This is a genomic window from Streptomyces sp. NPDC001914, assembly GCF_042891215.1.
Taxonomy (GTDB): Bacteria; Actinomycetota; Actinomycetes; order Streptomycetales; family Streptomycetaceae; genus Streptomyces.
Genome location: NZ_JBIASW010000001.1, coordinates 776,979 through 790,019, shown reverse-complemented (window position 1 = coordinate 790,019; position 13,041 = coordinate 776,979). Strand labels below are relative to the sequence as shown.

Genomic DNA, 13,041 nt, shown 5'->3' with positions numbered 1-13,041 from the left:
GGGGCGCTCGCGGATTGGTGCGAGCCCCGGAAAATTGTTCGCGGACGGGTCGTGGCCGCCGCCGGAAGCCGTTCCGGCGCGGTCACGCCCGTCGTCAGAAGAGGTGGATGGCCAGATGGCCGAGCGGCAGCCCCAGCCGCCACGCCGCCGTCCACACCTTGGGACCGTCGTCCTCACCAGGCACGGAGCCGCCGCCGGGCACCGCGTCGAGGTCCGGAGCGAGCAGTTCCGTCTCCTCCAGCCACCGCCAGGCCGCCGACGCCAGCTCCAGATCCGGATCGGGCGCCGCGCGACCGGTCGCCTCCGCGGCGCGCAACTCCAGGCGCTCGCGCACCCAGGTGTGCCAGGGCTGGTCGTACGCCGTCAGCGAAAGCCACGTCTCCAGCTGGGTGATGACCCGGATCCCGGAGAGTTCACCACCGCTGTCGGACAGGAAGATCGTCAGCGCGAGGGCGTCGCGCCCGGCGCGGAACTCGAAGGAGGTGGGCGGCATCAGGTCGCCCGTCCGCAGCAGTTCGTCGGCGATGTACTCGGCGTACAACCAGGCCATGGGGACGGTGAGTTCGCCTCCGCCGGTGCCGTCCGTGCTCTCTTGCCCTCTGTGCAGCATCCCTTCCTGCCTTCCTCCGGTGCGTGCGCGTCGCCCGACCCCGGGCCCCAGTCCGGAACACGGATGAGGCAAGCTGATTGCTCAACCATGGTCCTCAGCAAGGCGCTTTACGGAGGTTTGACTAAGCCTTCGGTTTCACCGCAGGTCGGCCGCATATCCCGGAAGAACCCGGCGCAGGGCGCGCAGCGCGTAGTACGCGCGGGATTTCACCGTACCGGGTGGAATTCCCAGCGCTGCGGCGGCCTCCGCCACACTGGCCCCCTGGAAGTACACGAGCACCAGGACTTCACGGTGTTCGGGCGTGAGAGTCTTCACAGCCTCCCGCACATCGAGCGTCGCCGCCGACCGTTCGGCGTGATCGGCGCAGATCCGCGCGTTGTCGAGGATGTGGTCGCCGACCTCCGCGGGCCGGGCCTGCCGGGCCCGCCGCGCGTCGATGGCCAGCCGCCTTCCGACGGTCATCAGCCAGGGCCGTACGGAGTCGAAGTCGTCGGCGCGCAGTGCCTCGGGATGCTGCCAGGCGCGTACGAACGTCTCCTGCACCAGGTCCTCGGCGCGCTGGCGGTCGCCGTCGGACAGCCGCAGCAGCAGCGCGAACAGGGGCCGCCCGTGGTCGCGTTGGAGCGCGGCCAGCTCGTGCTCGGCGGTCGTCCTGGGGGCGATGGTGGTGGTTCCGGCCGTCATGGCGTGTATGTCAGCGCCCCGCGCCCCGCGCGGACAGGCCGGGAACGCGGTTGTGCGGTGGGCGGTCGAAGCGGTCGGTGAACGGTGCGCCGAACGGTCGGCCGAGGTGGAGCCCCGAATTCCGGGACCGCCGTGGTCGTACCGCCGTTCGTCCGGCGGGCAGGCGGGCGAACGCCGTACGGGTGACCCGTGGGGGGTGGCTCCTTGACTGTCGGAGCCCCGTATACGTGGATTCATATCTATTAGTAGGTAAATGCGACCGCATGGGGCCCGGCATGATCACACGCGCGCGACAGATCAATCTGGTCCTGGCGGCCGCCCTCATCGCGGCCGCGGTGGCGAGCCGGGCCCACGACACGGCCACGCACCACCGCGACGGGCGGCCGGGGCCCGCCGCGCCCGCCCGCGGCTTCACCCTCGTGGCGGGCGGCGGCGTCCTGCCGGACAGCACGGTCCTCGAACGGGCCGGCTCCGACGCGGGAGGCGCCGGATACGACTTCCGGCCGATGCTCGCGGGCGTCCGGCCCGTCGTCTCCCACGCCGATCTGGCGATCTGTCAGATGCGGACCGTGTACGACACCGGCGCCGCCGCCACCGGCACGTACGCCTTCAAGACCCCTCCCCAGCTGGCCGACGGACTCGCCGCCACGGGCTACGACTCCTGCTCCACCGCCTCGAACCACACCCTGGACGACGGCGCCGACGGGGTCCGGCGCACCCTGGACGCACTCGACCGGGCGGGCGTGCGGCACGCCGGGTCGGCACGCAGCGCCCGGGAGGCGAGCGCCGTCACGCTGATGCGGGCGGGCGGCGCCCGTGTCGCCCACCTCGCCTACACCGACGGTCTCGCGCTCCCGCAGGGGCAGTCCTGGGCGGTCGGCCTCGCCGACCCCGACCGGATCGTCGCGGACGCCCGTGCCGCCCGGAAGGCGGGCGCCGACGTGGTCGTCGTCTCCCTCGACTGGGGCACCGAGTGGCAGGACGAGCCGGACGAGCGCCAACTGGCGCTGAGCAGGCGACTGACCGCCTCCCGCACCGGCGGGCGGCCCGACATCGACCTGATCCTCGGCACCCGCTCCCACGTCCCGCAGGCGTACGAGAAGGTCAACGGCACGTGGGTCGTCTACGGCACCGGCGACCAGATCGCCGGCGAGATGTACAACGACCAAGGCGTGCAGGACCCGCGCGGCGACCAGAGCACCATCGGCCGCTTCACCTTCTCCCCGCCCGCGGGGCCGTCGCGGCGCTGGGAGGTGACGAAGGCCGAGTTCGTCCCGCTGGCCTTCGACCTCGACGCCGGCCGGGTCGTCGACCTGGACGCGGCGCTGGAACAGGGCGCCACCGTCGGCGCCGTGCGCGACCGGATCCGCGACGTCGTCCTCGGCCGGGGCGCGGGCCGTTCCGGCCTCGTCATGGCCGATTGACCACCCGGGCTCTGGCTACGGCACGACGGTGACCGGCCAGCGGCCCGCCTTCACCAGCCGGACCGCCACCGAACCGATGATCCGGTGCCCGGACTGCTCGGAGGCCCCGACCACCACGGCGTCCGCCTTCAGCTCGTCCGCGGCGGTCACCAGCCCGTTGTAGGGATCGCCGCGGAAGGTGTGGAACTCCCACCGCACATCGAATATGTCCTTCACCCGCTCGGCGGCGTCGCGGATGTACTGCACCAGATCCTCGGCGATCTCGTCGGTCGTGTCCGCGACCGGCACCCCGAGCGCCGCTCCCGCGGCCATCACCGGCTTGACGTAGACCACCGCGAGCAGCGCCCGCTGCCGCCGGGCCAGACCACCGGCGTACGCCGCGGCGCGCAAGGAGGAGTCGGAGCCGTCCACCCCGACGACGATGACCTTGGGACCGTCCGTCCCGCGCTCGAACCGATGCGCGTGCTGCTCTTCCGTCACGGCTGCGAGGCTATCGGAACCCGCACGTCCGCCCGCCCCGGGGGAGCGGCGGAGATCCGCTCGACGGGCGGGGCGCCGCCGCTCTTCCTACAGTCGGACCATGAGTGCCACCGTGGAGGCCCGCCCGCCGAAGACCGCCGGCGACCGGCCACGGCCGCCGCAGAGCGGCTTCCTCAGCAAGGTGCCCGAAGGCTTCGCGACCTTCTTCGTCGCCATCGGCCTGCTCTGCACCCTGCTCGCCTTCATCCCCCCGCTGCGCAGGCTGCTGCGCCCCGTCGTGCGGTTCCTCGACCTGCTGATCATCCCGGTCAGCGCCAACCTGGCGTACGCCGTCTTCCTCTTCCTGCTCGCCGCCGCCACGGCCGCCCGCAAGAAGATCGCCTGGTGGCTCGTGGTCGTCTACCTCGGCCTGCTGGTCCTGACCGACCTCGCGGGGATCGCCGCCGGCCTGTACGCCGCCTCGATCCCCTCGCTGATCGTCTGCGGGCTCCTGCTCGCCCTGCTGATCGTGGCCCGCCGGGAGTTCTACGCCGACTCGCGGCGCGCCGCCGTACGACGGGCCCTGCTCGTCCTGGTCGTCGGCCTCGTCGTCGCGATCCTGCTCGGCTGGGGCCTGGTCGAGCTGTTCCCCGGCACCCTGCCGGAGAGTCAGCGGCTGCTGTGGGCCGCCAACCGGGTCTGCGGCGGACTCGTCTCCGCCCGCTCGTTCGACGGCCGGCCGCCGCACTGGCTGTTCTTCGTGCTCGGCCTGTTCGGCGCGCTGGCCCTGCTCAACGCGGCCGCCACCCTCTTCCGCTCCCAGCGCCTGGTCGCGGCCCTGCACGGCGACGAGGAGTCCCGGATCCGCGCCCTGCTCCAGGCCTACGGCGGCGAGGACTCCCTCGGCTACTTCGCCACCCGCCGTGACAAGGCCGTCGTCTTCTCGCCCAGCGGCAAGGCGGCCGTCACCTACCGCGTCGAGGCCGGCGTCTGTCTCGCCAGCGGCGACCCCGTCGGCGACCGGGAGGCCTGGCCGCACGCGATCGCCGCCTGGCTGGACATCGCCCGCCGCTACGCCTGGGCGCCGGCCGCGATGGGCGCCTCCGAGGAGGGCGCCAAGGCGTTCGCCCGCGCCGGGCTCGGTGCCCTCCAGCTCGGCGACGAGGCGATCCTGCACGTCGCCGGCTTCGACCTGTCCGGCCGCGACATGCGCGTCACCCGGCAGGCCGTCAACCGCGTCAAACGCTCCGGCGCCACCTGCCGGGTCCGCCGGCACTCCACCCTGTCCGACAGCGAGATGGAGGAGGTCGTCGGCCGGGCCGACGCCTGGCGCGACACCGAGACCGAGCGCGGCTTCTCGATGGCCCTCGACCGCCTCGGCGACCCCGAGGACGGCGACTGTCTGCTCGTCGAGGCGATGGGGTCCGACGGCAAGCTCCTCGCGCTGCTGTCCTTCGTGCCCTGGGGCCGCGACGGCATTTCCCTCGACCTCATGCGCCGCGACCGGAGCGCGCCCAACGGCGTCATGGAGTTCATGGTCGCGGAGGTGTGCGCGGTCGCCGGCAAGTTCGGCGTCCGGCGCATCTCCCTCAACTTCGCCGTGTTCCGCTCCGTCTTCGAGGAGGGCGCCCGCATCGGCGCCGGACCGGTGCTCAGACTCTGGCGCAGACTGCTGCTGTTCTTCTCCCGCTGGTGGCAGCTGGAGGCCCTGTACCGCTCCAACGCCAAGTACCACCCGGAGTGGTACCCCCGCTTCATCTGCTACGGCGACACCGGCGCCCTCGCCCGCATCGGGCTCGCCTCCGCCATCGCCGAGGGCTTCGTGTCCGTGCCCTCGCTGCGCAGCATGTGGGGCAAGGGCCATCCCAAGGGCGGGCCCGCACCGGCCACGACCGCGGGACTGCCGTCGCTGGCCGCCCTCGGCCTCGGCGCGGCCGGTGGCGCCGCGGCCGACGATCCCACCACCGGCCTGCCCGACCAGGTCCGCGTGCGGCACCGCAAACTCGACCGGCTGCGCGCCGAGGGCACCGACCCCTACCCGGTCGGCATCCCGCCGCGCACCCATGTGCTGGCCGAGGTCCGCGGCGGGGAGGACGTGACCGTCGCCGGACGCGTGATGCTCGTACGGGACTTCGGCGGCATCCTCTTCGCCGTGCTGCGCGACTGGTCGGGCGACCTCCAGATCGCCCTCACCCGTGACGGGGCCGGTCCCGCGCTCGGCCGCTTCCGGCAGGTGATCGACATCGGCGACCACATCAGCGCCGACGGTCTCGCGGGCGCCAGCGACACCGGCGAACCCACGGTCTTCGTCACCGCGTGGCGGCTCACCGCCAAGTGCCTGCACCCGCTGCCCGACAAGCGCAAGGGTCTCGCCGACCCCGAGGCCAAGGTCCGCCGCCGCTATCTCGACCTGGTGTCCAGCCCCGCCGCCCGCGAGGTCGTGCGCGCCCGCTCCACGGCCGTCCAGGCGCTGCGCCAGGGACTGCTGGACCGCGGCTATCTGGAGGTCGAGACCCCGATGCTCCAGCAGATCCACGGCGGAGCCAACGCCCGGCCCTTCACCACCCACATCAACGCCTACGACCTGAACCTCTATCTGCGCATCGCCCCCGAGCTCTACCTCAAGCGGCTGTGCGTCGGCGGCATGGAGAAGGTCTTCGAGCTGGGCCGCACCTTCCGCAACGAGGGCGTCTCCTACAAGCACAACCCCGAGTTCACGATGCTGGAGGCGTACCAGGCGTTCGCCGACTACGACGTGATGCTCGATCTCGTCCGCGAGCTGATCCAGGGCGCCGCGACCGCCGCGTTCGGCACTCCGGTCGCCCGCAAGGACGGTGTGGAGTACGACATCTCCGGGGAGTGGCCCGTCAAGACGGTGTACGGCGCGATCTCCGAGGCCCTGGGGGACGAGATCGACGCCGACACGTCCCTGGAGAGGCTGCTGCGGCTGTGCGACCGCGTGGGCGTGCCGTACACCGCCGACGACGGCCACGGCGACGTCGTCCTGGAGATGTACGAACGCCTGGTCGAGGAGAAGACCGGGCTCCCCACGTTCTACAAGGACTTCCCGACCGACGTCTCCCCGCTCACCCGGCAGCACCGCACCGACCCGCGGCTCGCCGAGCGCTGGGACCTCGTCGCCTTCGGGACGGAACTCGGCACGGCCTATTCGGAGTTGACCGACCCCGTCGAGCAGCGCCGCCGGCTCACCGAGCAGTCCCTGCTGGCCGCCGGGGGAGACCCCGAGGCGATGGAGCTCGACGAGGACTTCCTGGACGCGCTGGAGTACGCCATGCCGCCCACGGGCGGGCTCGGCATCGGCGTCGACCGGCTGGTCATGTTCCTGACCGGTCTGACGATCCGTGAGACGCTGCCGTTCCCGCTGGTCCGCCGCCGCTGAATGGGCCGGGCGGGTGCATTCGAGGGGCCCTACCGGTGTTGCTCGGCGTGGTGGGCTCTCCGCCGGGTGACTGATTGGTCATGAAAAAGGATCAGCTGATTAATCGGCGCCGGGCGTTGATCGCCGGCGCCGCAGTCCTGGGGGCGGCCGGAGCGGCGGGCACGGCCCGTGTCCTGACCGCCGGTCAGGCCGCGGAACCGGCGCGCGGCGCTCCGCTGTCCGGCCCGCAGGCGAACCGGGCGCTCAAGCCCTCCGCCTACCGCCTCCAGCCGCTCGCCGGGTACGGCCCGCCGAACACGCAGCTGCGGACCCTCGTCCGGCACGAGCCCTTCATGCGTGTGTCCGGGCGGGGCCGCACCATGGTGCTGACCTTCGACGACGGCCCCGACCCGCAGTACACCCCCGAGATCCTGCGGACCCTGCGCGAGTACGACGTGCACGCCATGTTCTTCGTGTGCGGGCAGATGGCCGCCGACAACAAGGACCTGCTGGGCGAGATGGCCGACGACGGACACATCGTCGGCAACCACACCTGGAGCCATCCGCTGCTGACCAAGCTCTCCCGCTCCGCGATCCGCTCCGAGATCGAGCGCACCAGCGAGGTCATCGACGACGCCTACGGCGAGCCGCCGTCCTGGTTCCGCGCGCCGTACGGCGAGTGGAACCGGGCGACCTACCAGATCGGCGCCGAACTCGGCATGGAGCCGATGGCCTGGACGATCGACACGAACGACTGGGCGAGGCCCGGGACCCGCGCGATCGTCGGCACGATCCAGAAGGAGGCCGCCCCGGGGGTCGTCGTCCTCTCCCACGACGCGGGCGGCGACCGCTCGCAGAGCGTGCAGGCGCTGCGCACCTATCTGCCCCGGCTGCTGGACGCCGGCTACCACATCACGGTGCCGCGCCGGAAATAGGGCAGGAACCGAAAAGGGCCCCGCGTACCGAGTTCGCGGGGCTTTCGGCCGGGCCGGCCGGCGGGAGGCGGAACGCCTCGCCGACCGGCTTTCGCGTACCCGGTCCGGGAACGCTCAGCGCACCTCGGAAAGGCGCGCGAAGACGACCACGTTCCCGTCGTAGCCGTGCTGCTTGGAGAAACCGCCCCCGCACGTGATGACACGCAATTCGGGGGTTCCCTTGCTGTTGTACACACGGCCGCCGGGGAAATTGCTCTTCGCGAAGACCTCGATGCCGTAGATCTCGAACACCGCGGTCTTCCCGTCCTTGCGCAGGACCTCGACCTTGTTCCCCTTCTTGAGCGCTCCGAGCCCGTAGAAGACGGCGGGACCCTGCATGTTGTCCACATGGCCCACGACCACGGCCGTGCCCTTCTCGCCCGGCGAGACCGCGCCGGTGAACCAGCCGGCCAGGTTCGGGTCGTCGGGCGGCGGCGCGTCGACCCAGCCGTCCGCGTCCAGCCCCACCGGCATCACCGGGGCGTCGACACGGATCGCCGGGATCCGCACCCGGTCGACCACGGAGTACGGCAGCGCGGCGGGCGTCTTGGAGAACGTGCCGCCCGGCGTGCGGCTGTCCGCCGCGGCGGCCGAGGCCGGCTGCGGGGGACCCACGTCGAACTCGCCGGAACCGTTCCGAATGAGTGCGAGGCCGGTCAGCAGAACAAGCGCTATGACGCCCCAAGGAGCGCGCTTCCTCTGCCGCTCCTCCTCTTCGGCCAACTCGTCGGACGCAGACATTCGCAATCCCCTCTCGACGCGGCCGTCGCCTCGTCATCCGCGCATATGAGCACGCTAATGGCACCGGGGCCGCCCGGCGACGGGGCACGGGCGAACGGGTGGCGGGGGGAATGCCCCGTGCGCCATCCGAGTTGCCGTGACCAGGAATTTTCTGACAGTCCGTGACCTGCGGCAATATCCGATTGTGTGGAATTCCTTCGGCGTGTCCTCTCACCAGGACGGACCATTCCCGAAATGCGGCCCCGTGCACGGCATCTGAGGGTCTGACTGGGAGGCGCTTTCTCGCCGATCCACCGGGGACGGTTCCCGGGGCGCCCCCGCGGAGGATCACATGCGTACTACTCGTGCCCTGGCGGTGTCCGCCGCCGCGGTCGCCGCCGTGGGGCTCGCCGCCCCGATGGCCGCGGCGTGGAACACGCCGAGCAACATCGTCGCGCAGCCCAGCGTCATCGCCCAGGGAGGCCAGCTCACCGTGACGGTCGACGGGTGCCCGAGGGGAGGCACGATGACCTCTCCCGCGTTCCGCCAGGCGAGACTCTCGCCGCTCCTGGGCAGCCGCACCGAGGCGTCCAGCGGTACGGCCACCATCAACCAGGACGCCCGTCCCGGCTCGTACGACATCACCGTCAACTGCGAGGGCACGGGCCCGCTGACCCGCCCGGCCGCCTTCACCGTCATCGGCGGTGTGCGCGGTGGCCTCGGCGGCAGCAGCACCACCGGCGCCACGCCCACCGACATCGCGATCGGCGGCGGCCTGGTGGCCGCGGCGGCCGTCGGCGGCGGGCTGTTCTGGATGCGGCGCAGGTCGGAGCGGCACATCTGACCGTTCCGACGGCGAGCGGCCGGTCCCGCCCCCTTCGGAGGCCGGCCGCCGCCGCGCGGAGCCGCACGTGAGAGCCCTTCGCTCCGGACCCGCCCGAGCGGGTCCGGGGTGAAGGGCTGTGCCGCTGTGTCAGGTCTCGTCGGAGGAGGTCCGCCGGCGGGACAGGTACCAGGCGGCGCCTACGGAACCGGCGATGAGTGCCGCGCCCATCCCGATCTGCTTGAGGTCGAAGCCGCCGGCGCTGCCGCCGACGCCGGCCCGGACACCCCGCTGCAGGGGCACCGGGGTCGGTGTGACGGGCCGGCCGCCGGCGATGGTGAGACCGGTGCTGCCGCTCGCCCCGCCGCACGAGAACGTCACGTCGTACACGGCCCCGGGTCTGGCGTCCCAGTCGACCGTGGTGGTGGCCGAGGACTGCCCCGGCGGGATGCTGACGGTGTCGAAGACTCCGGAGGTGACCGTGGCGGTCCCCCTGCACTGGCCGTCCCGCTTCAGCAGCAGCGACACCTGGCCGCCGGCCGCGACGGTCGACGGCTGCACGCTGAAGGCGAACGGGGTGATCGGGGTGAGTCCGTGGTCCCCGTCACCGGCGAGCGCGGCGGGTGCGGCGAAGGTCAGGGCGGTCACGCCCAGCAGTGCGGCCGAAGCGACGCGTATCGCGCGCATGGTGAGCCTCCAGGTCCCCGAGGAGCCTTGCTGCGGACCTTTTCCGCTTGCGCCAGAAATGCACCTCGATGACCGGAACGCTAGAAAAGGGCGAACAGAGGCGCGATCCCAGTAGCGCGAACGGGGCAATTGTGTGGGCTGTCCGGGGGACGGCGCGCGTGCGGACGGGGGACGCGTACGGCGTGGCGCCCGTCCCCCGTCCGGAAAGGTCCCCGTGAGGGCGCGTCACCCGGGAAGCTGCGGGAACAGTGCCGTGAAGGGTTCGGCCGACGCCGTGATCCCGCGGCTGTAGGGCGCGTCGAAGTCCCAGATCAGGAACAGCAGGAACGCGATCAGGGCGGAGAACAGCCCGGCCAGGACCAGTTCCCGGGCGGTACGCCTGATCTGCAGCGCGAAGATCATGCCCACCGTGACCACGGCACCGGTGATCAGTCCGAACCACACCACACCGGGCATGGTCGCCCCCGTCGAGTCGGCGCGGGCGCTGCGCGCGGTGTCGGCCGCCGTCACCTGGTCCAGGAGCGGCTGGTAGGCCTGCGCCTCGAAGTCCGATTTCGGCTGGTAGTCGGTGACGTCGTGCCGTACCCGGTCCAGGAGCCGTCCGCCCTCGTCGGTCACCCGGCCCCGCTCGGCCATGCTCTTCCACTCGACGGTGACCACGTGGTGGACGTACGCGTCGACGTCGCCGCGGATCCGGTCGCGGACGTCGGGCGGGTAGACCCGGACCCGTTCGGAGATCTCGTGCAGGGCCTGCGCCTCCGTCTGCACCTGGCTCTGGGCGCTGCCACGGGCCTCCCAGACGCCGGCGATGGCCAGGCCGAGGACGATGGCGTACACCACGCCGATCATCATCGTCATGTACTCGATGACGTCCGGTGTCTCGGTGGGGTCCTCGTCCTCACGGGCCCTGCGATGACGCACGAGGGTCACGGCCAGGACCACGAGGCACGCGGCCATCATCGCGAGGGCCAGAACAAGCCAATCCGACACAGTGTGCCTCCAGGGGTCAGCGCGGGCGCAGCGCGGCGACGGCGAGCACCGCGGGCGCTGTGATGAGCAGGGTGAACGAGACCAGCGACGGACCACCGCGGGGCGGGTGCTTGTGCGCCGGGGCGTGGTACGCCGGATAGCTGACCGGGACCGGCCGCGGCGCGGGCCGCGCGCTCGGTGTCGGCGTGGGCTCGGGCGCGGGTCTCGCCGCCACGACCGGAGCCGGCCGTGGCGGTGGGGGCTTCGGTTTCGGCGCCGGCGGGGGCGGGGGCGGTGGGGGTGGAGGCGGTGGCGCGGGTTTCGGCGCGTGGGTGGGTGGAGGCGGTGGCGCCGGCTTCGGCGTCGGTTCGGGCTTCGGTGTCGGCTTCGGCGGGGGAGGGGGTGCGGGCGCCGGAGGGGTCGGCGTGGGTGTCGGCGGGCAGGGCGGGGTCGGCGTCGGGGCCGGGCACCGGACGGTGCCTCCGACGACGGCGACCGCCCCGTCGCCCGTCACGGCCACCGCCACGTCGCCCGCCACGGCCACCGCCGTGATCCCGTCGCCGTCCGGACCCGTCGAGACGTACGCGCAGGCGTCGGCCGCGGCCGTTCCGCTCGGCGCGCCGACGAGGAGCCAGGTGAGCGCCGTCAGCGCCAGTACCCGTATGACGAGGGCGGATCGGGTCCGCTGGGGTGCGTGCACGACGGAGATCATGGAGTGCGAGCGGCCCGGTCACGCCGAAGTGTCCTGGAATGGCCACGAATTGGGTACCTCCGGTGCCCGGCGGCTTGACGCGCATGGCCGGGAATCGCTGCCGCGGATCGAACGCGCGCCCGGTCCGCGTCGAACGCGCCAAAGGTTTCCGAAAGAAATTTGAGACCCCTTTGAACGCTCCTGCGCCTCCCGCCCGTACCTAGGGCCATGCGCGGCGCTGCAGGGCGCTGCAAAACTTATGCGAACAGCGGGAGTTACCAATGAAGACCTCCTGGCGGAGCGCCTCACTCGTAGCGTCAGCTGCGGCCGTGCTGGCGCTCACGACGGCGTGTGGTCAGGAAAATGGCACCTCGACGGGTGCCCAGAACGTGGGTGCCACCGCGGCGGCGGGGGGTTACGGGACCAGCACCACCGCCGGTGCGGGCAACGGCTATGGAGCCGATTCCAATGAGAGTGCCGGTGCCAAGCCGGAAGCCGCGGGCGAACTGGCCGTGAGTGAGAGCGCCAAGCTCGGCAAGGTGCTGACCGACGGCGCCGGATACACCCTTTACCGCTTCGACAAGGACACGGCCGAGCCGCCGAAGTCGAGTTGTGACGGCGACTGCGCGAAGGCCTGGCCGCCGGTGCCCGCCGAGGGTGCCGAGGCCGCCGCCGGCGTCGACAAGGCGCTGCTCGGCGAGGTCACGAGGACCGACGGCAGCAAGCAGCTGACCATAGGCGGCTGGCCCATGTACCGGTATGCCAAGGACACCAAGGCCGGTGACACCAACGGCCAGAACGTGGGCGGCACTTGGTTCGCCTCGGCGCCCGACGGCAAGAAGGCCACGCTGGCCTCCCTGCCCGGTCTGTCGGTCCGCAAGGACCCGAAGCTCGGCGAGATCGTCGTCGACAAGAACGGCATGACCGTCTACCGCTTCATGAAGGACCAGGCCTGGCCCGTCTCGAAGTCGGCCTGCACCGGCGCCTGCCTGGAGAAGTGGCCCGCGGTCGCCCCGGTGGACGAGGACGACACCAAGGGTGTCAAGAAGAAGGGCCTGATGCCCTTCACGCGCCCCGACGGCGTGAAGCAGATGACGGTCAACTGCTGGCCGATCTACACCTTCTCCGGTGACAGCGCTCCCGGTGACACCAACGGTCAGGGAGTGGGCGGCACGTGGTACGCCGTCTCGCCCGACGGAAAGCCGGTCGGCGCGGCCGAGTAGGGCGTCGACACCCCACCGTCGACCGGCTCGCCCGAACGAACGCGCCGCCCAGGGTCCGCCCCCTCCGCCGGAGGGGGCGGACCCTTGGGCGTCCCGGCCGGCGGACCTTCGTGCGTCCCGGCCGGCGGACCTTCGTGCGTCCCGGCCGGCGGATCCTCGCGCGTCCCGGCGCGGGCGAAGCTTTCCGGCCGTCGCCGGAACGTGAAAGATCCGGCTGCCGGCCGGGATGTGAAAGAACGCCACGATCCGCTACAGGACTTGGCCACACTTCGTGACTCCGCGGTGCTTTTTGCAATGCTTCGCAGGGATTTCCCGGGGGCGGTGAGTGGCGTGCGCCGTATACGTTCGCAGATGCCAATTCGGCACGTGCCTGAGGCAGTGACCGGGAACGGACGGCC

Annotated in this window: 12 protein-coding genes; 5 read left to right on the top strand and 7 right to left on the bottom strand. The window is 71.9% G+C overall.

The window, feature by feature from the left end:
* Window positions 1–94 precede the first annotated feature (94 nt).
* Both ACFYYF_RS03825 and ACFYYF_RS03820 read right to left on the bottom strand, forming a co-directional pair.
* A complete protein-coding gene (locus ACFYYF_RS03825) occupies window positions 95–610 on the bottom strand; it encodes a hypothetical protein (RefSeq protein ID WP_361675705.1) in 516 nt (171 codons plus the stop codon).
* A 135-nt stretch (window positions 611–745) separates the two neighbouring features.
* Complete coding sequence (locus ACFYYF_RS03820; RefSeq protein WP_388771076.1) at window positions 746–1,294, bottom strand: sigma-70 family RNA polymerase sigma factor; 549 nt, start codon at window positions 1,292–1,294, stop codon at window positions 746–748.
* 275 nt (window positions 1,295–1,569) lie between these two features.
* Here ACFYYF_RS03820 and ACFYYF_RS03815 point away from each other — a divergent pair, with 275 nt between their 5' ends.
* Window positions 1,570–2,718 carry a CapA family protein gene (locus ACFYYF_RS03815; RefSeq protein WP_388771074.1) on the top strand — a complete coding sequence of 383 codons (1,149 nt, stop codon included), beginning with the start codon at window positions 1,570–1,572 and terminating at the stop codon, window positions 2,716–2,718.
* Window positions 2,719–2,733: 15 nt separating this feature from the next.
* Here the strand turns inward: ACFYYF_RS03815 and ACFYYF_RS03810 are convergent, their stop codons facing one another.
* Window positions 2,734–3,198 carry a universal stress protein gene (locus ACFYYF_RS03810; protein WP_351869090.1) on the bottom strand — a complete coding sequence of 155 codons (465 nt, stop codon included), beginning with the start codon at window positions 3,196–3,198 and terminating at the stop codon, window positions 2,734–2,736.
* 100 nt (window positions 3,199–3,298) lie between these two features.
* On the opposite strand from ACFYYF_RS03810, the gene lysX reads away from it, so the two are divergent.
* Together lysX and ACFYYF_RS03800 are read left to right on the top strand one after the other, a co-directional pair.
* On the top strand, window positions 3,299–6,577 hold the full coding sequence (lysX, locus tag ACFYYF_RS03805; protein ID WP_388771071.1) for a bifunctional lysylphosphatidylglycerol synthetase/lysine--tRNA ligase LysX: 3,279 nt from the start codon (window positions 3,299–3,301) through the stop codon (window positions 6,575–6,577).
* An 80-nt stretch (window positions 6,578–6,657) separates the two neighbouring features.
* Window positions 6,658–7,491 (top strand): polysaccharide deacetylase family protein, encoded by an 834-nt coding sequence (locus ACFYYF_RS03800; protein ID WP_388771068.1) that lies wholly within the window; start codon window positions 6,658–6,660, stop codon window positions 7,489–7,491.
* A 114-nt stretch (window positions 7,492–7,605) separates the two neighbouring features.
* On the opposite strand, the gene ACFYYF_RS03795 is transcribed toward ACFYYF_RS03800, so the two are convergent.
* Entirely contained in the window at window positions 7,606–8,271 is a 666-nt protein-coding gene (locus tag ACFYYF_RS03795; protein ID WP_388771066.1) for a class F sortase, read from the bottom strand.
* Window positions 8,272–8,602: 331 nt separating this feature from the next.
* On the opposite strand from ACFYYF_RS03795, the gene ACFYYF_RS03790 reads away from it, so the two are divergent.
* Window positions 8,603–9,094 (top strand): hypothetical protein, encoded by a 492-nt coding sequence (locus tag ACFYYF_RS03790; protein WP_388771064.1) that lies wholly within the window; start codon window positions 8,603–8,605, stop codon window positions 9,092–9,094.
* A gap of 129 nt (window positions 9,095–9,223) precedes the next feature.
* Here ACFYYF_RS03790 and ACFYYF_RS03785 read toward each other — a convergent pair whose 3' ends face one another.
* The 3 genes from ACFYYF_RS03785 to ACFYYF_RS03775 all read right to left on the bottom strand — a co-directional run bounded on the left by ACFYYF_RS03785 (window position 9,224) and on the right by ACFYYF_RS03775 (window position 10,964).
* On the bottom strand, window positions 9,224–9,760 hold the full coding sequence (locus ACFYYF_RS03785) for a hypothetical protein (RefSeq protein ID WP_388771062.1): 537 nt from the start codon (window positions 9,758–9,760) through the stop codon (window positions 9,224–9,226).
* Between the two features lie 225 nt (window positions 9,761–9,985).
* Window positions 9,986–10,750: a hypothetical protein gene (locus tag ACFYYF_RS03780; protein ID WP_388771059.1), complete on the bottom strand. Its 765-nt coding sequence runs from the start codon at window positions 10,748–10,750 to the stop codon at window positions 9,986–9,988.
* 16 nt (window positions 10,751–10,766) lie between these two features.
* Window positions 10,767–10,964 (bottom strand): hypothetical protein, encoded by a 198-nt coding sequence (locus tag ACFYYF_RS03775; RefSeq protein WP_388771057.1) that lies wholly within the window; start codon window positions 10,962–10,964, stop codon window positions 10,767–10,769.
* Window positions 10,965–11,701: 737 nt separating this feature from the next.
* On the opposite strand from ACFYYF_RS03775, the gene ACFYYF_RS03770 reads away from it, so the two are divergent.
* Window positions 11,702–12,643 carry an SCO0930 family lipoprotein gene (locus tag ACFYYF_RS03770; protein WP_361675676.1) on the top strand — a complete coding sequence of 314 codons (942 nt, stop codon included), beginning with the start codon at window positions 11,702–11,704 and terminating at the stop codon, window positions 12,641–12,643.
* The last annotated feature ends 398 nt before the right edge of the window (window positions 12,644–13,041 follow it).

Excerpts from the sequence above, each read along its gene's own strand:
- ACFYYF_RS03790 (WP_388771064.1), top strand. The coding sequence starts at position 8,603 with ATGCGTACTACTCGTGCCCTGGCGGTGTCCGCCGCCGCGGTCGCCGCC.
- ACFYYF_RS03785 (WP_388771062.1), bottom strand. The coding sequence starts at position 9,760 with ATGCGCGCGATACGCGTCGCTTCGGCCGCACTGCTGGGCGTGACCGCC.
- ACFYYF_RS03815 (WP_388771074.1), top strand. The coding sequence starts at position 1,570 with ATGATCACACGCGCGCGACAGATCAATCTGGTCCTGGCGGCCGCCCTC.
- ACFYYF_RS03800 (WP_388771068.1), top strand. The coding sequence starts at position 6,658 with ATGAAAAAGGATCAGCTGATTAATCGGCGCCGGGCGTTGATCGCCGGC.
- ACFYYF_RS03795 (WP_388771066.1), bottom strand. The coding sequence starts at position 8,271 with ATGTCTGCGTCCGACGAGTTGGCCGAAGAGGAGGAGCGGCAGAGGAAG.
- ACFYYF_RS03770 (WP_361675676.1), top strand. The coding sequence starts at position 11,702 with ATGAAGACCTCCTGGCGGAGCGCCTCACTCGTAGCGTCAGCTGCGGCC.
- ACFYYF_RS03825 (WP_361675705.1), bottom strand. The coding sequence starts at position 610 with ATGCTGCACAGAGGGCAAGAGAGCACGGACGGCACCGGCGGAGGCGAA.
- lysX (WP_388771071.1), top strand. The coding sequence starts at position 3,299 with ATGAGTGCCACCGTGGAGGCCCGCCCGCCGAAGACCGCCGGCGACCGG.
- ACFYYF_RS03820 (WP_388771076.1), bottom strand. The coding sequence starts at position 1,294 with ATGACGGCCGGAACCACCACCATCGCCCCCAGGACGACCGCCGAGCAC.